Raw genomic sequence first — 22,879 nt, forward strand, 5'->3', positions numbered from 1 at the left:
AAATCTTTCTACCAGCCCGGGTTTTGCTCATAAGCTCCATTAGATAATCTTATTTCAGATTCCGGTATTGGAACCAGACCTTTAGTTTCAGGTCTGTAGTTTACCTGATAAGTAGCAGGTGTTCCGGAGTTATTTACGTTGAGTGTATAATTGAATGCTGACTCAACATCCCCCCAGCGCACTAGATCAAACCAACGTAGACCTTCAAAAGCAAATTCATGTAAACGCTCTTGTTTTAAAGCTTCTAAAGAATAGCCTACCGCATCCAAGCCAGCTCTGGCCCGCACAGCGTTCATCCCGTCTGCAGTACCTGTGATTTCAGAATGCATTAATAATACATCAGCATAACGCATGAAGATAAAATCCTGCGCATGCATTAGTTGCATGTCTGCGTTACCCCAGCCATATAATTGTACAAACATTCCTTGCACAGCGCCTGCCTCATTTGGATACTGCAAAGCTGTATATTTCTTATTGTATAATCCGGTGAAGTGATCCTGATTTCCAGGATCAGACCAACCATCTGTTCCCATAGCAGGATTACCCACTTCAAGAATAGAACCTTGTTTTCGTGGGTCGCTATCGTCCCAGTTACTCCATAACCTTGGATTTACAGTCATCCAACCCCAACCTTCTCCAAAAGGAACAAGGGAGTTACCACGTATGGATCCGAATAAAGACAATCTATTGGTATAAATATTACCGTTACTCCAACCCCAGTCGCCAAATGAAAATCTCTGTACAAACATGGACTCATAGTTTCCGGTACCAAAAGTTGGATTAGCTCCATCCTGACCTACCCATGATAATCCTTCCTCTGCAGCCCACGGTAAAACCGGTGCCCCTGCAGCAATATTTACATATGAATATGGCCAAAGGTTTCTAAAATCTGAAGCCAAAGCATAGCCACTGTTATTAATGACATCCTCTAAATAAGCTGTTACATCTGCAGCACTTACAGACCCGCCATCAACTAAAGGTAATGTGTTAGTTGGGGTTTGATTTATATTGGTCATGTACCCCGTATAAAACAAGTACACGCGTCCCATATAAGCTTCGGCTACCCACTTATTCGCATGTCCATATGTGGCAGTGGGAATAGTTGGAAAAGGAGTTGAGGGTAATGTTTCAATAGCCAGCTTCAAGTCAGAACCAATTTGTGCAAAAGTTTCTGTATAACTCGCTCTCGGTACATCCTTAGGGTCATCAATGGCAGTAATTAAAGGTACGCCACCAAAGAACTTAGCCAGTCTGAAATAGAAGAATGCCCTCATAAAAAGCGCTTCTCCAATTGCCTGATCTTTAAATTCTTGAGCTTCTTCGGGACTGCCAAAGAATGAAGAAAAATCGGCATCTGCTGTTTTTTCTATAATAGCATTAGTCCTTGCAATACCATTGTAGGACTGAACCCACATACTTCGGTAAGTGTCTTCTGCGGGATCTATAAAATTATCCACCCTTTTAGCCGATGCATCATCTGGTCCACCACCACCTAACATCATATCTGACATCAGGTTTGCGGCAATTGGTTCACTTCCCTCTGGTGTAACAACATATATTGCATTGTAAACACCCGCCATAGCCTCCTCAATATCAGTAGGAGTACTATAATAAGTTTCCAAACTTTTTCCGTAAATATTGTCTGTATCCAATTGGTCCTCACAACCAACCGCCACAAGCAATATTGAAAGAGCTATAAAATATTTTATTTTTTTCATAATTCTGATTTATTAAAATTAAAAGTCAACACCCAATCCAAACATTACTGTTCTTGCCTGTGGATACAGTCCAAGATCAATCCCTGAAGCCCAGGAGGCATCGTGTCCAAAACGCACCTCAGGATCCATTCCATCATAACCTGTGAATGTATACAGGTTATTTACAGAAACATATGCATTAAGATTTTTAATAGCCGCAGATTCAAACATATTTCCAAAATCGTAACCTACGGTTAAATTATTAATTCTCACATAATCTGCATCATGCATGAAAATATCGGAAATAAACTGCGTATTTCTGTTTGATGTGTAACTAAGCCTTGGAAGAGTATTTGAAGTACCTTCTCCATGCCATCTTTCGAAAATTGACGTTGTATAATTCTGAGTAAACTGGTCGGAAAAAGAACGATAGGATTGCATTACCTGCATTCCAAATTTTCCTGACAGAGTAGTATTTAAATAAATGCCTTTGTACTCGAAATTCAACTGAAGACCTGCTTCAAAGTCAGGATTCGGATTCCCAAGGAATGTTCTATCGCCCTCATCAATCACACCATCTTGATTTAGATCTACAAAACGAACATCTCCCGGACGTTGATCATTAAAGTAAGGGTTACCATCAGGACCTACATAAGCATCAACTTCTTCCTGGTTTTGTAAAATTCCGTCGGTTTTGTATCCATAGAAGACACCAATGGGTTGCCCCACCTGAACTCTTGAAATTGGAGAAGTTCCCTGGGATAATACATGACTTGGCCCCCGAATTATTCCTTCTGAATTGGCGATCCTTGTGACCTCATTCTTGTTATGTGTTCCGGTAACTGTGACACCATAATTAAAATCACCAAAACTATCATTCCAGTTTAACACCATTTCAAAACCGGTATTTTCAATATCACCTCCATTAATAAAAGGAGCAGCTGCACCGGATGTTCCTAAAATAGGTGCTTCCAACAACCAATCTTTGGTGGTCTTTTTATACCAGTCTAATGTTAATCCAAGTCTTGAATTAAACATTCGGGCATCAAGACCAAAATTTAGCTGTTCTGAAGTTTCCCAGGTAACATCAGGATTTGTAACTCTTTCAGGATAAGCAGTCACCCCTGATACCGGCTTCGTGTCTCCGAAGAAATATCCCGGAAATACGTATGCAATTTGAGAGGAGTAAATAAAATTAGGAATTGATTGATTACCGTTTTGTCCCCAACTTGCTCTAAGCTTAGCTGTATTTATAATATCTGAAGTATTAGACATAAAGTCTTCTTCTGAGAACACCCAACCTGCAGATACAGAAGGGAAAGTTCCCCATCTGTTACCTTCCGCGAAATTTGAAGATCCATCGGCACGTACTGTTGCGTTTAAAAGATACTTCTCTCTGTAGTTGTATTGTGCTCTTGCCATGTACGACATTAAACCTCCACCACCGGCAGCCCAATCAGCACCCCAGGTATTAATGTCATTGATACTTTCGGGGCTCTGAGTATTGTTCACGTAAGCATATCGTGGATCTCCCGGAAATAAAAGATTATTTCGGGAACCACCTACTTCATTATTGATTTGATTTTGAAGTAGTTCAGTACCCACTAAAGCATTCAATTCATGATCACCTAATTCGAAATCATACGAAAGCGTGTTAGTCCATGTCCAGTCATTCCCAAAGTACTGACTCTGTTGAGCACCATCTACATCATCCTGGTAAAGCACACCTAAGTGATAAGTAGGATTCATTGATCTACTATGTCCAAACCATGCATTAGTACCATAAGAAGATCTGAATTTTAAATCTCTTATTGGTTCAATTTCCAAAAACACATTCCCGACAATATTGTTATTCTTCCCATAATTATAGTTATGGCGGTAATACATTATCGCTAATGGGTTGTTTTGGTTAGTACTTATACCACCTAAAGTAGGTGAAAAACCAAATTCATTGATATTGTTGTCAATAGACGGTTGCCAGTAAGCCGGCATTAAAGGGTTTTGGATCAAAGCATTATGCAGGTCGTTATAATATATATTTCCGGTTGCAACACTTCTGTTTTCGATATTTGTATAGGTGAAGTTTTCCCCAATCGTTATAATGGCGTGTTCACTGTTCTTTTTTAACACCATTTCGGTATTTAATCTCGCTGTGAATCTTTTAAATCCGGCATCTGTAATATCACCACCTATCATACCTTCCTGGTTCAAATAAGAAGCACCCACAGAATAAATAATATCTTCGCTACCTCCGGTAATGTTTATGGCATGACTTGTAACAAGGGCATCTTCTTTTGTCATTTCATCAATCCAATTGGTTCCTTGCCAACCGTTTTGAAGATCTGCCCAAATTTCCTCACCATATTGGGTACCCAATCCAGGGTAATTATTCTCTAGCCAGGTATTGCTGCTAAGCATAGCCTGCCAGTCATTTGGCGCCAGCCCATCATTAACACGACCTTCATCCATAATGTACATATACTCTTGTGCATTCAGAGGATCTAAATTCTTGTAGATATTCTGAAGTCCATAGTAGGTATCGTAACTAATTTGAGCAGGTCTATTGCTGCGACCTTTTACTGTAGTTACCAGAACAACCCCATTTGCTGCCCGTGAACCATAAATGGCTGCAGATGCTGCATCTTTTAAAACGTTGATGGATTCAATGTCTGACGGATTCAAATAATCTATGTTGCCCACGGCTACACCATCAACAATGTACAAGGGATTGGAATTTCCTATAGTCCCCAAACCACGAATAGTGATCCTTGTACCCGCCCCTGGCGCTCCACTATTCCTGGTAACACTAACACCTGCAACGACACCCTGAAGGGCTTCCATAGCTGTTCCGGGATTGAGAGAGGAAATATCTTCACCAGAAACATTACTGGTTGCACCGGTTACCAATGCACTTCTTTGGGTTCCATAACCTACTACAACAACTTCATCCAAAGCAGCAGCATCTTGCATTAAGGTGATTTGAATTCGATTAGCATCTGTTACAACCACTTCCTGTGGTGAATAACCAAGATATGAGAAAACAAGAACATCTCCACGAGCAGCCTCTATGGAAAAATTTCCGTCAAAATCTGTAAGGGTGCCAGTTGAGGTTCCCTGAATGATCACATTAGCCCCAGGTAAGGGAATTCCAGATTCATCAACCACAGTACCCGTTATTACCTCCGTTTGAGCCCATAAAGAGCCTGCCACAAAAAGGAATAACATCATTAAGTAATTTTTAATTTTCATTGACTGTTAATTTTAGTTGTTAGTGCATTTAAAAGGTTTTGGGAGCAAAAAACGAATTCGGAATCGAAATCGATTTCGAATTAACAGAATCTTATTCCCAATAGCTGTCGATTATGTAACTAGCAGCTCCGACAGATTAAACATGTTAATATTATGTTACTAATATATTAAGTAAAAAAGGAGAGATGGCAAAAAACGCCTTTACAAAAAACATACATTCAAAAAACTTATATGTAAAGATTATAAAAACCCGCCAATCCACTGGCTTTAAGTTTCAGAATCCTTTAAACTGACGCATTATAAAAAAGATATGAATGTATTAAATAAGTAAAATGTAGAGGTATTGTAAAGGTATAATATGAGCATGTAAAGGCTATAAATTCATTATATAGTCCGTTAAATTCACCTCCCGTGGCAGATTCATCTTTTTTCTTAAACGATATCGTTTTATTTCAACACTCTTAACAGATATATTCACGAGGGGTGCAATTTCTTTGGAAGAAAGATTTAATCTTAAATAGGCACAGAGGCGAAGGTCATTAGAAGTAAGTTCAGGATGTTTAGCTTTAATTTTATCAAAGAATTCCTTGTCTGCATTCTTAAATGCCTCCTTAAACATTTTCCAGTTATCTTCTTCCCTTAATTCCCTGTCTATTGTTTTAATTACTTTTTTGACATCAGGATCACCGGCTCCTTTTAATTCATCTTTAAGGTTTGAAAGAAATTCATTTTTCTTAATTATTGACATTGTAGAAGCTGCGAGCTGACCATTCTTTTCTGCCATATCTCTTTCAAGATGCTCCTTTTGAAGCCTTATAATCTCCTGTTCTGCCTCCAGATTTTTCATTCTTAAGTTTTTTTCTCTCGCTTTAATAATATTCTTATGACGTCTCCTGTAAGAATAATGAATACCTGCAAGCCCAAGAAGAAAAAGAATGAAATAACTTAAGAATGCCAGGTTGTTGTAGTACCAGGGCCTGGCTATGGAAAAACTATATGTAAGAATTTCTGTTTCTTTGTCATTTATTCTTCCCTTTAACTCGAAAGTATAATTCCCTGCCGGTAAATTTTCGAATCTAGTAGTTCCGGAATTACTCCATCCAGACCAGGAAGATGAATAATTTTTCAGGCGGTAAATATATTCTGTTTTCGACAAAGCCTGGTAATTGGGGATGCCATATAAAAAAATTATATTATTAATATTACTCCCCAGTTCAAGCTCCGAATTTAGAAGTGGCTTAAATTCAAAATTCTCTCTTTGAGATGCGGTGCCAACTGCAGAAAGAAGAATCTCCCCGGCAGGAATCTTGTTAAGAGGTACAGAGAATTCAATATATCCGCCATTTGATCCTACAAGATATTTGTCCTTCCCAACCAGCGAAATATTTTCAAATCCTTTGCTTATATTTCTGTATTCTAACGGCAGCGGTACCTGCCGACTAATAAATTTTTGCTCAAATGGATCACGAGTAACATAATAGAGATTGTCCCTCCCAAAGGTCCACCAACTCCCATCTGCTAAAACTCTTGAAGCACCACTAATTCTTGAATTTCCTTCACTTAGTTCGTTAAGCTCATTACTTGAAGTAAATTTGTTACTATTACGGTCAAATTTGTAAATAATATCTTCTGTTGAATAATAGATCTCATCCTCAATTTGAAAGATTTGCGGCCCTAATTCCGATTTACCATTAAGTCCGTAGTTTTCCATAGTCCGGACACCGGAATAATCTTTTTCCAGGGTTAATCGAAATATTCCACGATGATAATGACTAATCCACAAGGTGGAATCATTCTCCACGACCATATTTTGAACCGACAGATCAAAATTCTGAAGATATTGAGCTTTAGCGGTAATCAAAGTGTCCGGCAAATAACTTAAGCCATTGTAATGTCCCTGAATGATTCCATCCCCTATAGGCCTTACAGTCCAGGTCCCAAGGCCATCCCAAATCAAAGAAGCATTCCTTCCCTGAACCATAAAAGTTCCTTTGTCATGACCGGCATATAATACACCATTAATATAATTCAGGCTCCATACTTGTCCCGTGGTACCGGCTATAAGGTTATAAGTTCCTTCAGATCCTGCATCTTTATAATAAAGACCCTGATTAGTCCCTAGATACGTGATACCATCCACAACCTCACTGCCATAGACGGTACCTATCTTCCCAAAGGTGTCCACGAAGATACGGAAGGGGCTTTCCTTATTGATCACCACAATTCCATTGTCCAATCCTCCCCAAATGTTACCTTCTTCATCTTCCATAACAGAAAGAAGGGTGTTATTTAATAAAGTAGGCTGGCTCAGATGGTAACGTACGGAGCCATTGAGATCAAATATGAAAAGTCCCTCTCCAATACTCCCCAGTGCCAGGGTCCCGTCATTCAAATAATGTGCAGAAAAGAGACTGACTTCTTCAGGATAATTCTCTACCTTGAGTGGTTCCCATTTATTTCCGGAAATTAAAAAGAGACCATCATCCCGGGTAACGGCTAACATTGTATCATTTGAATAAGGAAAAAGTCCCACCAGTTCCCTATTTTCAATAATTTCATTAGAAATAAAATTAAGCCCCACTCCATCTTCAATGACATAGAGATCTTCTTCAGCTACCTGATAATAAATTTTTCCCCTTACTCTGAAAAGATTAGTAATATTTCTTGCTGTGATCAGGGTTGTAACCTTTCCGCTATTCTTGTTAAAGCTGTAAAGTCTTTGATGGCTTTGAAAGATCACATAATCCTCAACTTCTTTTATATCCCAAAACTGTTCCCCGTCAATTAATCCGGAAGAAATGGAGTCCTTAAGTGAGAAATACTGAAGTCTTCCGTTTTTATTTGGCCGCCAGTAGCCGAATTCCATGTAAGCACCTGTATAAATGTTTTCTCCTGAAGCCCGAACAGAGCGTACAGCCGTTTCCCCGGGAACCTTATACAAAGTCCAATGTTCCCCGTCAAACTGCAATAAACCAGAATTGTTAGCCACAAAGATCTTTTTATCCGGTCCCTGCGAGATCATCCAGTTTTGATTTCCGGCACCGTATTCACTGGGAGTAAAATTGGTAACCGGTGGAAACTCCTGACCGGTAACTGCCAGGCAGACAAAAGTTAAAATGAGACCTAAGTATTTCAAATTGTAAAGAATTAAGTCTTTAAAGACTGTTAACAAAGATAACTTCATTTTAGTTTTAGGAAAATTTTTAGAAGAGGGTTTTAGTATTGTAACAGTAAGTTAAAAATGAATCCCATGAAGGATATTTTTTGGAAATTGAATTCTTGAGCTTGTGCAGATATACAACACAATCAAATCTGATTTATTTTATGGGTCAAAACGACAGATGCCTAAGGCTTCAGAGCCGATTTCTTATCCTATCTTTAATCCTAATTTTATTTCCTTTTATAAACTCGTTTTCGCAGGACCTCAAGCGCGACAGCCTGGAGGTGTCTCGTGTATTCTATATTTTTTCAAATACAGGACAGGGTACAGATATAGCTACAGCACCAATTATTAAAGCTGTTGTTGAAAATTCCCGGAAACATGAGCACCCAGGTATTTTACTACCCGGAAACATCACACCTGAAAACGGTTATTCTGAACCTGTGGCAGAAAGACAAAAGATTCAGGAATTTCTCACCCAAAATCTTCTAAAACCCCTGCAGGATTTTAACGGCACGATCTATTACACCCCGGGAACCAATGAATGGGCAACCGATTCTCCACAGAACCTGGATGATCTGGAGAGTTTTTTACAGGACAACAGCGATGGAAAATTTTTACCAAACGACGGCTGTCCCGTCGAAGATATTGAAATAAATGACGAAATAGCTTTGATCACCGTTGATTCGCAGTGGTATCTACAGGACTGGGACCGCAGCAGTGACTTTAACACAGAATGTGATATAAGGACCAGGGAAAGGTTCTTTATTGAAATCAAAGATGCTTTAAAAGATAACTTTGGAAAGGTGAAAATAATCGTCGTACATCATCCGGTACTTAGCTCTTCTTCACCTGGAATTTCAAATAAAGTTCTTCCCTTTTCAAGGTATAATTTTGAAAATCCAAAATACCGGGAATTTCGGAAAACACTTGAAACTCTTGCCAGCCAGTTCGATGATGTGATCTTCGTGTCAGGCAATCATAAAAATCTTCAGTACCTGCACAACGGGAGAAATCCGCAGATCATTAGTGCTACAGCTGCCGAAACTGAAGCCGCAAAAGCTAAAGAAGAAGAACATTTTGCTTCGGAAGCACCCGGATTTGCTAAACTTATAGTATTCAAAAATGGCAATTCCAGAGTAGAATTTTTCACAGTAGAAGCTACAGTTGAACAGCCCGTTTTTAGCCGGGAAATTCCGCGGGAAAGAACAACAAAGGTCGATCTTGAAGGCGAGACCTGGAAAAATTTCGGAGAGACTTATTCAGCTTCTATTTATACTCCTGAAGAAACGGCTAAAAGTGCAATCTATCGTTTCCTTTGGGGAAAACACTACCGCGAAGTCTTCAGCACAAAGATTGAAGTACCGGTACTACTGCTGGATACTCTCCACGGCGGGCTCACTCCTATTAAAGAAGGTGGGGGCCAGCAATCACGTTCCATCAGGTTCATTAATGAGGATGAAAACGAATACACTCTTCGCACATTGAGGAAGAGTCCTGCACAGTATTTACAAGCCGATCTTCTTCCAACATCATACGTAGGCGACCGGGTTGCAAATACTTTTCCTGAACGACTTATACTTGATTATTTCACTACTTCCCATCCTTATGCCAAATTTGCTTTGGACAATTTTGCCGAAGCCCTGGATCTTCCACACATTAAGCCTGAGATCTTTTATGTTCCCCGGCAGCCGGCTCTTGATATTCACAACGATGAATATGGAAATGAACTTTATGAATTACAGGCTCACGCAGGGAGTGAAAACAAGTCCTTTGCGCAATTTGAAAAACCACAGGAGATCATAAGCACATTTGATCTTTTAGAAGAGCTACGGGAAGAGCCGAAAGCCCGGGTGGATGAGACTGAATATATACGTGCAAGGCTATACGACATGTTGATAGGCGATTGGGACCGTCACCAGGACAACTGGAGATGGGCAGAATATGAAGATGATGATGGAAAGATTTATGTACCCATACCCCGGGATCGCGATCAGGCATTTTCCAAGTATGACGGAATACTCATCCGTTTAATTAAACTTGCCGAACCCCGACTGAGAAAGATGCAAACTTTCGACGAGGACATAGACAGTGTGAAATGGTTCAACTGGTCCGGTTATCCACTGGATCTTCAGATCCTTTTTAAAAGCAATTGGGAACAATGGGAAGAGCAGGTGAGAATTATTCAGAATGAAATAACCAATGAACAGATCGAGGCAGCCTTTGCGGAGCTGCCCCGGGCAGCACAAGACCGGAGTATCGAAGATATAAAACAAAAGCTGAAAGGTCGTCGTGAAAATCTAGCCGCCATTGCACGAAAATATTTCGAACATGTGAAAGAATTTACGGTGATCACCGGAACAGATGAAGATGAAGAATTCAATATAATAAGAAAAGATAATGGAGAGACTGAGGTCATACAGATCAGTGAAGGGAACGAGATCTTCAGGCACACGTATAATTCCGAAGCGACTAAAGACATCTGGATCTACGGGATGGCGGGAGAAGACACTTTCAGGGTTAGCGGCTCGGGAGACAATTTTTTAAGGCTAAGAATACTGGGAGGGCCGGGTAAAGATATTTATGATTTCCGCAATAAAAAACGGGTGAAGCTTTATGACTTCAGGAGTGAAGATAATGAGATTTTAAAGTCCGGCTCCCGCAAGTTACTTATTGATTCTTACGAGATCAACAATTTTCATTATAAAAAATTCAAATACAGCACCTTTAAAGCGCTGCCTTACGCAAATTTCGAAACAGATGCGGGATTTACTTTAGGGGCCGAAACCATTTGGACAAAATATGGCCTGGTAAACAATCCTTTCCAGGCACGGCATGAGTTTTTAGCTAATTATTATTTCGCCACAAATGGATTTTCTGTAAGATATCAGAATGAGTTCGCCCATCTTTTCTACACCTGGAATTTTGGAATTACCGCACGATATACGAGTCCTAATTACACTTTTAATTACTTTGGAAGTGGAAATGAAACAGAGTATGACCATCAGGAAATTGACAATGATTATAACCGGGTGCGGATCCAAAAATGGCATTTTTCGCCTGCACTTATATGGCGTAACGATGCGGGAAGTGTATTTACCATAGGAGCTTCTTTGGAATCCAATAAAGTTGAATATGAACCTTCCACTTATGTCGGAGAAATATTAGCTCCTGAAAATGACATTTTTGACGCCCAATTATATGCCGGTGCCGAGGCTAATTACAGATTCTACAGCAAAAACAGCGAGGCTTTCCCCAGCCTTGGATCTGATATACAGTTCACCACAGGATATAAAAAAAGCGTAGATGGTGCAGGTAACGAATTTTCTTACCTCGAACCCTCTGTTTCCTTTAATTATCCTTTGATCTCCAGCGGCTTTGCTGTTATCGCGACAAAAATTGGAGGAGAAGTTATTTTAGGGGAAAACTATGAGATCTACCATGCCGCTGCTATTGGCGGAAATCGCAGTCTTCGGGGATATCGAAATCACCGTTTTAACGGAAAACAGGCATTTTATCACAGTACTGATCTTAGAACTGCTCTGGGTTTATGGGAAAATCGTTTTATACCAATTGTGTATGGCGTCACAGCAGGTTTTGATTATGGCAGAGTGTGGATTCCCGGCGAGGATTCCAGCCAGTGGCATAATAATTACGGAGGCTCCATTTGGATTAGCGCCGGTCTTGCCCTTACCGGTAACATAGGGCTGTATCACGGGGAGGACGGAAATCGGATTAGTGCTATGCTGAATTTTAAATATTGATTTTAATGACCAGGTAGCCGACTGTATAAACAGCCGGCTCCTTTACTACCCTTATTTCTTAAAGTTAATCTGCAAACAGATTTTAGGCTCTTTATATAAACACTATTTGACAGCCATCCTGATCTGCCCGGTTATAAAAATCTCCAATAGTTAAGATACCATCAAGATCATCAATGAGATCTTCTTCTTTTAAATGGAACATGTCATAAGCCAGTTTGCAGGCCCACAACTTTACTCCGGAAGCTGATAATATTTCTAGAAATTCATCTACAGGCGGCATGTCCAGTTTTTCCATTTCTTTTTTCATCATCTTGGTGGCCAGTGCTTCCATTCCCGGCAGTCCACCCACCATAGTTGGTATATGCATTGCAGGATTTCCAACAGTGGCAACGTGTAAATTATTCAGTTTTTTCTTTTGTATCGCCTCAAGTCCGAAGAAAGTAAAGAAAACTTCGGACTCAATACCTTCCATTCTTGCCCCATTTGCCATTATAAAAGCTGCATAAACATTTTCTATTGTAGCTTTTGACAGAATGAAAAGCATCTTTTTGACCTTTGTTTTGTTCATCTCAGTAAAGTTTAATTAGATACAACTCTTTGGCTTAGGTACTCCCGCAATTTTGGTAGAGATTTTAAGGGGGCCTCCCGGGAATAAGGCATAGAATTCCTTAATATCCAGTACCCCACTCTTTTTTATACCCCTTATTGAAAGAGCTTTATCGGCTTTCACCTGTTCCTGAAGCCACTCGATCACCTCCCAATGACGAGGTGTCATCACTATTCCTTCAGCCTGTGCTATTTGTTCACCTATTGTCCTGTTCCATTGAGAAAAATCGAGTAGATAACCTTCCTGGTTTACTTTTACATTTGATCCTGCAATTAGAGTTTCCATATCATTATTTTTAAATTATACCTTGTCTTAAATCTTTTTACCCTTTGTACTCATATTCCTGCTAACGAGAGGAATTGGCCGCCCTTTCAGGAGCATATTCCAGTAGATCCATCGAAAGGCGAGCTTACCCCAATGATTCAGAACACTTTCTTTAAGTAATTTTAATGGGCCTAATCCCGGAATAGGAAAAGTTCCCGCTACCGGTTCCTGTTTATAATTGAAATCTATTAACAGGGCCTTATTATTTCCGGTTTCAATGAAGCAATTGGCGTGTCCGTCAAATTCAGGTTTGAGAGGCTTATTCTGAATGTACAGCAGAATATTATCTGTTAAGGTTTCAGCCTCGAAATGAGCTACAGATCCGGCTTTTGATGCAGGAACATCTGTCGCGTCCCCTATCACAAAAATGTTTTCATGGTGTTTAGACTGAAGGGTATGAGGATCTGTAGGTACAAAATTTAGATCATCCCCTAACCCTGAACGGGCTATCACTTCATCTCCCATATTAGTAGGCACCGTAACCAGAAGGTCAAAAGGAATCTTTCTGCCTCCATAATCGATAATGAGATTATTTTCATTATCCACGCTTTCTATAGCGAAGTCTATCTCCAACCCAATATTCTTTTCCTTTAAGAGATATCCAAGTGCAGTGGAACAGGTTTCTTTTGTAAATGCTCCAGAAAGCGGGGTCACATACGTTATCTGAACCTTGTCACGTATTCCTTTTTCTTTAAAATAAGAATCTGCCAAAAATGCAAATTCAAGGGGAGCTACAGGACATTTTATAGGCATCTCGGTGAGGTGAACCAACATTCTCCCTCCTTCCCATTCTCTTAGTTTATTCCGCAGGGCCAAAGCGCCCTCAAAAGTGTAAAAATCAAATATATTTTTTAGCCAGTTCTCAGCTTTCATGCCTTCAACTTCTTCAGGAGCGATCTTGGAACCTGTGGCAATTATCAAAAGATCATAATCAAGAGTTTCATCCTCGAGCTGCACTCTGTTTTCTTCCGGAAAGATCTGTTCAATTTTCTTCTGAACATATTTTACTCCTTTAGGAATGAATTTCCTTCCAATTTTCTTTACCTGCTCTTCAGAATAAATATCAAAAGGGAGAAAAAGAAATCCCGGTTGATAATAGTGAGTTTTATACTGGTCTACTACCGTAATTCCCCACTCTGATTTTTTTAATTTAGGTCGTAGGTGATTTGCCATCATAGTACCTGCGGTACCGGCTCCGAGAATTATTAAATTCTTCATGATTCAGCATTTAAGGAACAATATAAATTTAAGACCTGAAACTCTTTTTATATGTAACATATGTTACATATAAATTAATTTTAGGGAATTAAATGAAGATTTTTTCGGGTTAAATTATCTTTTCCTTAACGTGAGCTTTGAAATATACTTGTTAGCTTATAAATTACTGAAAATCAACAATAAATTAATCAGCTATGGGAAAACTAGAAGGAAAAGTTGCTCTTATTACAGGATCAGACTCCGGCATTGGAAGAGCTTCAGCCATTGAGTTTGCAAGAGAAGGAGCCGATGTCGTAGTCACTTATCATACAGATGAAGAGGGAGCACAGGAAACACTGAAAAAGGTAGAAGAGACCGGAAGAAAAGGACTTGTCTCACAAGTAGATATTTCTGAAGAAAAAGAGGTGGAAAAATTGTTCAACAAGATATTTGAGGAATTTGGAAAACTTGATATCCTTATGAATAATGCAGCAATTGACGGGCAGGGAATAAAGGTGGCAGACATGTCTACAGAAATTTTCGATAGGGCCATAAAAACCAACCTCTACGGCACCTTTTTCTGTACCCGAAAATTCATTCAGGAGCTCCGGAAAAAGAAGAATAAGGGAAAGATCATAAATGTAAGTTCTGTACATGAAGAAATTCCCGCACCAGGTACGGCTGAATATTGTGCATCTAAAGGGGGTGTAAGAAATTTTACCCGCGTACTGGCACTGGAGCTAGCCGAAGAAGGCATTAATGTAAACAACATAGCCCCCGGAATGATCCTTACTCCTATGAACCAGGAAGCAATAGATGACAAGAAAACACGGGAAGAGCAGGTGCAACACATACCAATGAAACGCGCCGGAAAACCTGAGGAAATAGCCAAAATGGCTGTTTTTCTTGCTTCTTCTGATTCTGATTATGTAACCGGCTCCACCTTTGTAGTGGATGGAGGACTAATGCAAAATATGGGACAGGGAGCGTGAAGTTAGTATTCAGTGGGCAGTGGGCAGTAGGCAGTGTGTTTCAGAAATAAGAAAGCCCCAGAGGGGACAAAATATTGGTAGCCCGGGGTTTTAACCCCGCGTTTTAAAAGAACCATTACCAGAGCCCGGAGGGATGACATACATATTTTAAATCCAGTCACATGATAATTACAGGATCCGGATAGTGGCAGCGGGCAATGTGGAGTAAGCAGTACGCAGTGCTTTCCGGTAAAGACAAAAAGGCCCAGCGGATTGAAAAGTTTTAATCCGGAGATTTTACTTCGAACATAAAATGAAAAATCAGAGCAGACAAGTTTGTAAAAAATTTTACTGGACTTCACCATAGTTAAATTTTTGTCCACCTACAGATATTCCTGCCATGGCTCCGGCTTTCGGCATCAATGCCACACCAACACCATCCTGGAACTGAATGGCTTCACCTCTACCTTTATCCCAGATAACAGCAGAAGCACTTCCCTCAAACTCAAAATTTCCTTCTTTGAATTCTTTCAGGGCTTCAGGAGTCCTAAAGATGATCAGCTCGCTAAAAGCCTGTCCTCCCAGTTGGAAACCAATATCTATTTGTCTGAGTTCGGTGTAACCTACAACATTTCTATTTTCGTAAACTATTCCGTTACCGGCAGCACCACCTAATATATAGGCACCTTTACCTACATTCGGAAAAATTGCATAACCCGCTGCGCCGTCTAGATGGCTTTGAAGCTGCGGATCTTTTTCTTTGAATTTTTTCAATGCTTTTTCAGCATCATTCTTTAATGCCTGTCTTTCATCCTTATCGACGATCTCGTCTGCAGGCTTGGTCTTCTTATCTCTATCATTTTGTGCGGTAAGATCTCCGCCAATAAAGATAAACAGTACTAGAAGTACACTTGAATAAAAACTTCTCAATTTCATAATCTTCTTCTTTTTTGGTTTAAATCTGAAATTATGAAATTCTTACTTCAAAACTGTTAAGTACAGGTTATTTCACTGTTTTTTAAGGGGTTGAAAAGAAGAATTTAACTTTCTTAGATTAACGTTGCTCAACAGATGAAATAATCCTTCCGTAGTTTTACAGAGCTTCTTGTAAGGGAAAAACCATTACGAATGAACAATCCCTCTCCAAAAGTTTTTAAGTGATTTAAAACCTTAATAAGTCAAAAAGTTCAAGATATTTACGGTTTTAGATTCCAGGATGTCTAGCTTTATAACCAGCCTCTAATAATTTCACTAACTCATTTTCTAAGACGTATCATTAGGACATCATGAGAGCCTATTGTAGCCTTCAAACTTTCGCCGGTATCACCCATTTCTTTGTGATTATAAAGGTCCCGAATCTTGAAAATATTGTTTTTGACATCCAGTCTTCTGTTGTTGAGATCGTCTCCAATTTCATGCTTCTGCCAGTCAAAATTGAGGTTTCTGGGTGCATCAGCCATATTCACAATAGCCATTGCCCACTCCCCGTTAGATAAAGGTTTTACCCAGATCTCAAAGTCACCTTCGTTGGTAAACCTCAAACCCGGAATCCCAAGTTTATCCTGATTTACAGCAATGACTTCCTTATTCGAAAGGGTTTTAACTGTTTCTTTTGAGGCTGTTCTCAGGTCATTACCCATGATAAGCGGAGAGGCAAGCATGCTCCACATAGCGAAGTGAGACCGGTTTTCGGCGTCACTAAAGCCATTTCCAACTTCCATCATGTCATAATCATTCCAGCGCCCGGGGCCAGCTGCTTTACGAATATTGCCACGCATATTAATGATTGGCCAGATACCCCAGGAGGACCATGAACCGTGACCAACTTCACAATCCCAACAGTTAATGATATCTCCGGTAACGCGCCACATATGACCAATATCCTGTGCCCAGGTCCAGGGCTGGTTATCTCCCCATTCGCAAATGCTAAGCACTACAGGCCTGCCGGCTTTGTAAAGGGCATCCCGCATTGTGGTGTAGGAGGCTTCGGCATTTTGTTTCCCTGTGCTGCACCAATCATACTTTAAAAAGTCTACACCCCATTCTGCATATTTTTTTGCGTCCTGATATTCATACCCACGATTTCCCGGATAACCTGCACAGGTCTTTGTGCCGGCATCACCATATAAACCAAATTTAAGTCCTTTGGAGTGAACATAGTCTACTACGGCTTTCATTCCGTTGGGGAATTTTTCAGGATGAGGTACCAGATCTCCGTTCTCATCCCGCTCCATGGCCATCCAGCCATCATCGAGGACGATGTATTCATAGCCGGCATCTTTAAGGCCTAATTCCACAAATTTATCGGCGATGTCTTTTACCAGTTGTTCACTGATATCTGTAGCAAATGTGTTCCAGCTGTTCCATCCCATGGGAGGTGTTTCTGCAATGCCGTCAAACTTCTGGGAGAAGCCATTTAAACTAAGGAGTGTAAAGAGTAACAGGAGGCTTATTTTTTTCATTTTAATTCAGTTTTAAAAAATAATCCCCGCCAAAACTACACGAGGGAATATTTCAATATTAAATCCATTCTATATTATCTTTTAAACCAAAGCTGCTCAATAGCTGATTGAAGAGGATAACCGCCCTCTTCAAAGATATCCAGGATGCATTATGATATATAAGATCAATGCCAGAAGGAACTACGTTATCAAATTTAAAGCACCCGTTAAGCTGTTGCTAATATTATTTTATCAATTAATGATGATATTTTTTCCGGATCTCTTAAAAGGAAATCTCTTAATTGAGAATATACAAATACGCATTAAACAATTTCCTCACTACTAAAGATGCATTCCAAAAAAGGCATTTGGAAGCACCTTTTTGAAAGGTATTAATCCACAGGCATCAAATATGATCTCACGACTTTTCCTGAAGTTGAAATGTTTTCTTTCCGGTTGATTTCTGAAGGAGTCGTCCCTGGAAAAAATGCTGCCGAAGATTCATCTTTATCAGCAACAGACCAGTTGGCCCAGGAGAGCTTATGTAGGTCCATGAATTCCATCCAGTCTGCAGTTTCCTGTTCGTAAACAGGGCCATCCCCATTGGCATCTGTAGTACCAAATTCTGTGACAAAAAGTGCCAGGCCTTTTTTCATTGCTATTTCGGCCAGATCTCTCAATTCCTGCCCGTGGGTTCCTGCATAAAAGTGAAGGGTGTAGGCAAGGTTGTCCCCGTCTACAGGATCTTCAGCAGCAAGATCTACCCTTTGTGACCAGGTAGGAGTGCCGAGGACTATGATGTTATTGGGATCATGTTGGCGAATAGCCGCTATAACCTCTTCGTGATAAGGCTTCAACACCTGTGACCAGGAGACATTAAGTGGCTCATTATATACTTCGTAGATGAGGTTTGGATGTTTGCCATATTCTTGGGCAATTTCAGAAAAGAATTTTTTAGCCTGTGGCAAATGATCCTCTGCATGGTGATCATGCCAGTCTACAATTACGTAGATCCCAAGATCTATAGCGGCCTCTATTACCTTTTCGACCTTCCTTTTTTCTCTTTTCGGATTTTCAAGATATCCTTCGTGTTCTATTGCCATTGCAGCTCTAATAAGCTGAATATTCCAATCCTCTACCAGATTCTCTATAGTTTTCCGATTGTAGAATTGCGGTTGCCACTGACTCCAGAACAAAGACATACCCTTAAGCTGAACTACTTCGCCCGAAGCATTCACAACAGCTCCATTTTTTACAGCAAGTTGTCCATTTATAGCTACCGGAGAAGTCTTCTCCTCCGTTTTCTCCGAAACTTCTTTAGTGGAAGAACAGCTAAGATTAATTATTGAAAAAAGTAGCGGCAGAAAAGGGATCTTAAGAAGCTTCATGGGAAGAAATAGGATTAAAGTACTCTTTTGATTCCACTGAATTCCTCCCGGTATTGGGAAGGAGTGCAATTTTTGCTCTTTTTGAATACCCTGTTGAAATTGGCGATATTATTAAAACCGCATTTGAAGGCAACTTCAGCAATACTCAGATCTTTTTCAATCAACCATCGTGACGCGTAGCCAATCCTGGTGTCGTTTACATATTCTATCAGTGTTTTTCCGGTTCTTTTCTTGATAAACCGGTTAAAGGAAACGGGGCTCATATTTACCATTTCTGAGATCTCATTCAGGGAAATTTTGTATTGATAATTTTCCTGAACAAACTCATATATGATCTTGATCTTGTCGCTGTTCTCGAAATCTTTATTAATGGACGTATAGGAAGAAAGCAACCGCTGATTCCTGGAAGTTGCCAGGTCCTGAAGAATCGAGATGAGCTCGAGGAAATAATCTATGCTGTCAATCTTTGAAAGCTGCAGAATCTTAGGTTTTACTTCTTCTGCAATCTTTTCTGAAAACAGGATTCCATGAGCAGAACGTTCAAACATATCTCTAATAGGTTTCATGATCCTTCGGCTTAAAAGCTTCTCATCAAAAAGGTCATTATGGAACTGTATTGTTATTTCATGGATGTTCTTATTCCTGCAATTGTGAAGTTCCCAGCCGTGTTGCAGGTTCGGCCCTACAAGCACCAACTCAACATTCTCAATATTCTCCATGCTGTCACCTATCACTCTTCTCACACCTTTTCCATTCAGGATGAAGTTGAGTTCAAATTCCGGATGAAAATGCATGGGAAAGTCAAAATCGTCTTTCACCCTGTCAAAAACCAGGAAACTATCTTCTGGGGACAGAGGGGTGATTTCCCGGTGCACTTGAGGGGTCATTTCTTGAAAATTTATGTTCTGGAAAAAATTTCATTATTAAATGACAAAATCATATTAATCAAATCACAATGGGCAAAGTAAATTTGAATGTCATAATTTATAAGTCCAAAGAATCGGAATCTGCAAATTCTTGCAGTTAAATATAAGCTAAGATTTTTGAATGTAACCTATATTGTCAAACAGAAGCATGAAAACTACACCAGACGTAAAATATATTGTTAAAAGGCTGTTTATCCTGTTGCTTGTTTTTCAGTTGATCGCATGTAAATCCGCTTCAGGAGTGGATTTTAATGCCATACAGGTGGCCGATACAGAAGCAACAAACGCTACAAAGTTATTGTATCACAATATTCAGAAAATATCAAAAAAAGGGATCGCTTTTGGACATCAGGACGCTACGGCTTATGGAATTGGCTGGAAACATGAAGACGAGCCAAAGCTGCTGCGGAGCGATATAAAGCAGATTACCGGAGATTTTCCCGCAGTCCATGGCTATGACATCGGCCATATTGAGCTGGGAAGACCGCACAACCTCGATACCGTTTCTTTTGATTTGATGAGAGACCACATTCAGCAGCTGTATGAGAAAGGAGCAATTATAACCATGAGTTGGCATTTGGATAACCCGGTCACTAATGGCAGTTCCTGGGATAAGACTCCGGCGGTTCCTGCCATTTTGGAGGGCGGGGAACAACGTGAAAAATATGTACTCTGGGTGCAAAGACTGGCAGATTTCTTTAACTCTTTAAAAGATAAAAGCGGCAATGTTATTCCTGTTGTTTTCCGGCCGTATCACGAAATGAACGGGTCATGGTTCTGGTGGGGCGGAGACAACCTAACTCCCGAAGATTACAAGCAGCTTTGGAAGGAGACTCAGCAGCTGTTAAAGCAGAACAACGTTCATAGCTTGTTGTATGCATATTCTCCCAATACCATTAGCAGCGAAGAGGAATTTGACAAATACTATCCGGGAGACGAATTCGTCGATATTCTTGGCGTGGATATCTACAACCACAGCGGAAACGAAGCTTTTACCAGGGATGTAAAAAGCAATCTGGAGATAGTTAGGAAGAAAGCCCGGCTAGCCGGTAAACCTTTTGCGCTCACAGAAACAGGAAACAACAACTTTGGCGAAGACCCCAATTGGTGGACAACAACCTTGTATCCCGGAATAAAAGACTCAGGCGCTGCATGGCTGCTCTTATGGAGGAATGCCAGGCCCTCACATTATTTTGCCACCTATCCCGGTGAGATATCCGCACAGGATTTTAAAGAGTTCGCAGAACTGGAAGACATCCTCTTCCTGGATGAGGTGGAAGACATTATAGATTAACCGAAGATAGCCCCAATGTTACAAGGTTTAGATATAGCAATAATTTTAGCCTACTTGATTGGCACTATCCTCATTGGGCTGGCATTACGAAAGAAAGCTCAAAAAAGTAAGGATGATTATCTTTTGGGAGGGAAAGACCTGCCGTGGTATATGCTGGGTCTCTCCAATGCCTCGGGGATGTTCGATATTTCCGGAACGATGTGGCTGGTGACGCTCACTTTTGTATACGGTTTAAAGAGTATCTGGATTCCATGGCTATGGCCGGTTTTTAATCAGGTATTTTTGATGGTCTTTCTTGCGACCTGGCTTAGGAGATCGCAAGTGACCACAGGTGCAGAATGGATACATTTTCGCTTTGGCAAAGGTCAGGGAGGGAATCGCTCTCATAGCATTATCGTCATTTTTGCCATTTTAAGCTGCCTTGGTTTCCTCGCTTACGGTTTCATCGGCCTAGGAAAGTTCGTGGAGATCTTTATTCCCTGGGAGATCGTTTCAGCTTACATTCCATTTAATGTTCCAGCGGAATATATCCCACACTTCTACGGCGTTGTCTTCACCATGTTCGCTGTTTTTTATTCAATCTTAGGTGGGATGTCCGGGATCGTTTGGACAGACCTCCTGCAGTATTCCATTATGACGGTTTCTTCTATCGCTATTGCAGTGATCGCATGGCAGGCGATGGGAGAAAGCACTCTAAATGTACCTGAAGGCTGGATGAATCCTCTTTTTGGCTGGGAACTGGACATTGACTGGAGCGGAATAATTGGCGAGGTGAATGCCAAAATAGCATCAGACCAATATTCTCTTTTTGGGCTGTTCTTTATGCTCATGGTCTTCAAAGGAATCCTGTCCAGTATAGCAGGACCTGCGCCTAATTATGATATGCAGAAAATTCTATCCACCAAAAGTCCTCTGGAAGCCGCTAAAATGAGTGCATTCTCTATTGCTGCTTTGATCCCTACCAGATACTTAATGGTGGGTGGTTTTTCTGTCCTCGCAATTCTCTTTTACGACGACCTGAGGCTGGAAACCGCAGGGATTCTCGACTTCGAGAAGATCCTGCCTGCAGCAATAGGCCAGTTCGTTCCGGTGGGATTATTGGGATTATTGTTAGCCGGACTTTTGGCTGCCTTCATGTCCACTTTTGCGGGAACCTTGAATGCTGCACAGGCATACCTGGTAAATGATATTTACCTAAAATATAAGCCCGATGCTTCCCAAAAGGAAGTGAAGAAAATGAACTACGGAAGCGGGGTCATTGTAGTGAGCATCAGTATTATCCTCGGCTTCTTCGTTCTTGACGTGAATTCTATTTTGCAGTGGATCGTTTCTGCCCTCTACGGAAGCTATGTGATCTCAAATACCCTTAAATGGTACTGGTGGCGCTTCAATGGAGAAGGATATTTCTGGGGAATGGTTTCAGGAATTATTCCCGCTATGATCTTTCCTCTGATCACAGATACTCTGGATTTATATTACTTCCCCGTGATCCTCCTTATTTCCATAGCCGGAAGTATCATTGGAACCTACACTGCTCCTCCAACTGATGATCGTATTCTGAAGGATTTTTATCTGAAGACCCGCCCGTGGGGCTTCTGGAAGCCTATTCTGGAAAAAGTAAAGCGGGAAAATCCGGAAGTGAGCAGAAACAGGAATTTTTCAAGAGATATGTTCAATGTATTGATAGGTGTGATTGCACAAACCTTACTGGTGCTAATTCCGCTTTATCTCATTCTACATGAAAATGTCTCAATGATAGTTTCAATTCTCGTGCTTTTGATATGTCTCTTCATCCTGAAGAAAAACTGGTGGGATCATATCAAAAAAGAAGCAGGAGTAAACATAAAATAAGCCTACAAAT

The 22,879-nt window shown here is 40.4% G+C and carries 14 protein-coding genes; 4 read left to right on the plus strand and 10 right to left on the minus strand.

Annotated elements, in window-relative coordinates:
- Positions 1-8: 8 nt before the first annotated feature.
- The 3 genes from G564_RS0102360 to G564_RS0102370 form a co-directional block, all read right to left on the minus strand.
- Entirely contained in the window at positions 9-1,718 is a 1,710-nt protein-coding gene (locus tag G564_RS0102360) for a RagB/SusD family nutrient uptake outer membrane protein (RefSeq protein WP_029036245.1), read from the minus strand.
- 18 nt (positions 1,719-1,736) lie between these two features.
- Positions 1,737-4,946: a SusC/RagA family TonB-linked outer membrane protein gene (locus G564_RS0102365; protein ID WP_029036246.1), complete on the minus strand. Its 3,210-nt coding sequence runs from the start codon at positions 4,944-4,946 to the stop codon at positions 1,737-1,739.
- 373 nt (positions 4,947-5,319) lie between these two features.
- Positions 5,320-8,082, minus strand: a complete 2,763-nt coding sequence (locus tag G564_RS0102370) for a helix-turn-helix and ligand-binding sensor domain-containing protein (protein ID WP_169578105.1) — start codon at positions 8,080-8,082, stop codon at positions 5,320-5,322.
- Between the two features lie 188 nt (positions 8,083-8,270).
- Between G564_RS0102370 and G564_RS18370 the strand changes: the two genes are divergently transcribed.
- Positions 8,271-11,870: a BamA/TamA family outer membrane protein gene (locus G564_RS18370; RefSeq protein ID WP_051205261.1), complete on the plus strand. Its 3,600-nt coding sequence runs from the start codon at positions 8,271-8,273 to the stop codon at positions 11,868-11,870.
- Positions 11,871-11,961: 91 nt separating this feature from the next.
- On the opposite strand, the gene G564_RS0102380 is transcribed toward G564_RS18370, so the two are convergent.
- Genes G564_RS0102380 through sqr form a run of 3 tightly spaced genes read right to left on the minus strand, consistent with a single transcriptional unit; the run spans position 11,962 to position 14,019 of the window.
- A complete protein-coding gene (locus G564_RS0102380) occupies positions 11,962-12,438 on the minus strand; it encodes a DsrE/DsrF/DrsH-like family protein (RefSeq protein WP_029036248.1) in 477 nt (158 codons plus the stop codon).
- Between the two features lie 15 nt (positions 12,439-12,453).
- Entirely contained in the window at positions 12,454-12,762 is a 309-nt protein-coding gene (locus G564_RS0102385; RefSeq protein WP_029036249.1) for a TusE/DsrC/DsvC family sulfur relay protein, read from the minus strand.
- A 27-nt stretch (positions 12,763-12,789) separates the two neighbouring features.
- Positions 12,790-14,019 carry a type III sulfide quinone reductase, selenoprotein subtype gene (gene sqr, locus G564_RS0102390; protein ID WP_029036250.1) on the minus strand — a complete coding sequence of 410 codons (1,230 nt, stop codon included), beginning with the start codon at positions 14,017-14,019 and terminating at the stop codon, positions 12,790-12,792.
- Between the two features lie 194 nt (positions 14,020-14,213).
- Between sqr and G564_RS0102395 the strand changes: the two genes are divergently transcribed.
- Positions 14,214-14,990, plus strand: a complete 777-nt coding sequence (locus G564_RS0102395; RefSeq protein ID WP_029036251.1) for an SDR family NAD(P)-dependent oxidoreductase — start codon at positions 14,214-14,216, stop codon at positions 14,988-14,990.
- A gap of 327 nt (positions 14,991-15,317) precedes the next feature.
- On the opposite strand, the gene G564_RS0102400 is transcribed toward G564_RS0102395, so the two are convergent.
- The 4 genes from G564_RS0102400 to G564_RS0102420 form a co-directional block, all read right to left on the minus strand.
- Complete coding sequence (locus G564_RS0102400) at positions 15,318-15,905, minus strand: lipid-binding SYLF domain-containing protein (RefSeq protein WP_029036252.1); 588 nt, start codon at positions 15,903-15,905, stop codon at positions 15,318-15,320.
- Positions 15,906-16,225: 320 nt separating this feature from the next.
- Positions 16,226-17,431, minus strand: coding sequence for a glycoside hydrolase family 27 protein (locus tag G564_RS0102405; RefSeq protein WP_029036253.1), 1,206 nt, complete (start codon positions 17,429-17,431; stop codon positions 16,226-16,228).
- 371 nt (positions 17,432-17,802) lie between these two features.
- Positions 17,803-18,798: a glycoside hydrolase family 5 protein gene (locus tag G564_RS18380; protein WP_051205262.1), complete on the minus strand. Its 996-nt coding sequence runs from the start codon at positions 18,796-18,798 to the stop codon at positions 17,803-17,805.
- 14 nt (positions 18,799-18,812) lie between these two features.
- Complete coding sequence (locus tag G564_RS0102420; RefSeq protein WP_029036254.1) at positions 18,813-19,685, minus strand: AraC family transcriptional regulator; 873 nt, start codon at positions 19,683-19,685, stop codon at positions 18,813-18,815.
- A 187-nt stretch (positions 19,686-19,872) separates the two neighbouring features.
- Between G564_RS0102420 and G564_RS0102425 the strand changes: the two genes are divergently transcribed.
- Together G564_RS0102425 and G564_RS0102430 are read left to right on the plus strand one after the other, a co-directional pair.
- On the plus strand, positions 19,873-21,018 hold the full coding sequence (locus tag G564_RS0102425) for a glycoside hydrolase family 26 protein (RefSeq protein ID WP_051205263.1): 1,146 nt from the start codon (positions 19,873-19,875) through the stop codon (positions 21,016-21,018).
- Positions 21,019-21,033: 15 nt separating this feature from the next.
- Positions 21,034-22,869, plus strand: a complete 1,836-nt coding sequence (locus G564_RS0102430) for a sodium:solute symporter family protein (protein ID WP_029036256.1) — start codon at positions 21,034-21,036, stop codon at positions 22,867-22,869.
- Positions 22,870-22,879: the final 10 nt, after the last annotated feature.

It is taken from the genome of Salinimicrobium xinjiangense DSM 19287, assembly GCF_000423585.1.
Taxonomy (GTDB): domain Bacteria; phylum Bacteroidota; class Bacteroidia; order Flavobacteriales; family Flavobacteriaceae; genus Salinimicrobium; species Salinimicrobium xinjiangense.

What these genes read in the sequence shown, in the direction of transcription:
- G564_RS0102360 (WP_029036245.1), bottom strand. Translation starts at nt 1,718, where the DNA reads ATGAAAAAAATAAAATATTTTATAGCTCTTTCAATATTGCTTGTGGCG.
- G564_RS0102365 (WP_029036246.1), bottom strand. Translation starts at nt 4,946, where the DNA reads ATGAAAATTAAAAATTACTTAATGATGTTATTCCTTTTTGTGGCAGGC.
- G564_RS18370 (WP_051205261.1), top strand. Translation starts at nt 8,271, where the DNA reads ATGGGTCAAAACGACAGATGCCTAAGGCTTCAGAGCCGATTTCTTATC.
- G564_RS0102380 (WP_029036248.1), bottom strand. Translation starts at nt 12,438, where the DNA reads ATGAACAAAACAAAGGTCAAAAAGATGCTTTTCATTCTGTCAAAAGCT.
- G564_RS0102385 (WP_029036249.1), bottom strand. Translation starts at nt 12,762, where the DNA reads ATGGAAACTCTAATTGCAGGATCAAATGTAAAAGTAAACCAGGAAGGT.
- sqr (WP_029036250.1), bottom strand. Translation starts at nt 14,019, where the DNA reads ATGAAGAATTTAATAATTCTCGGAGCCGGTACCGCAGGTACTATGATG.
- G564_RS0102395 (WP_029036251.1), top strand. Translation starts at nt 14,214, where the DNA reads ATGGGAAAACTAGAAGGAAAAGTTGCTCTTATTACAGGATCAGACTCC.
- G564_RS0102400 (WP_029036252.1), bottom strand. Translation starts at nt 15,905, where the DNA reads ATGAAATTGAGAAGTTTTTATTCAAGTGTACTTCTAGTACTGTTTATC.
- G564_RS0102405 (WP_029036253.1), bottom strand. Translation starts at nt 17,431, where the DNA reads ATGAAAAAAATAAGCCTCCTGTTACTCTTTACACTCCTTAGTTTAAAT.
- G564_RS18380 (WP_051205262.1), bottom strand. Translation starts at nt 18,798, where the DNA reads ATGAAGCTTCTTAAGATCCCTTTTCTGCCGCTACTTTTTTCAATAATT.
- G564_RS0102420 (WP_029036254.1), bottom strand. Translation starts at nt 19,685, where the DNA reads ATGACCCCTCAAGTGCACCGGGAAATCACCCCTCTGTCCCCAGAAGAT.
- G564_RS0102425 (WP_051205263.1), top strand. Translation starts at nt 19,873, where the DNA reads ATGAAAACTACACCAGACGTAAAATATATTGTTAAAAGGCTGTTTATC.
- G564_RS0102430 (WP_029036256.1), top strand. Translation starts at nt 21,034, where the DNA reads ATGTTACAAGGTTTAGATATAGCAATAATTTTAGCCTACTTGATTGGC.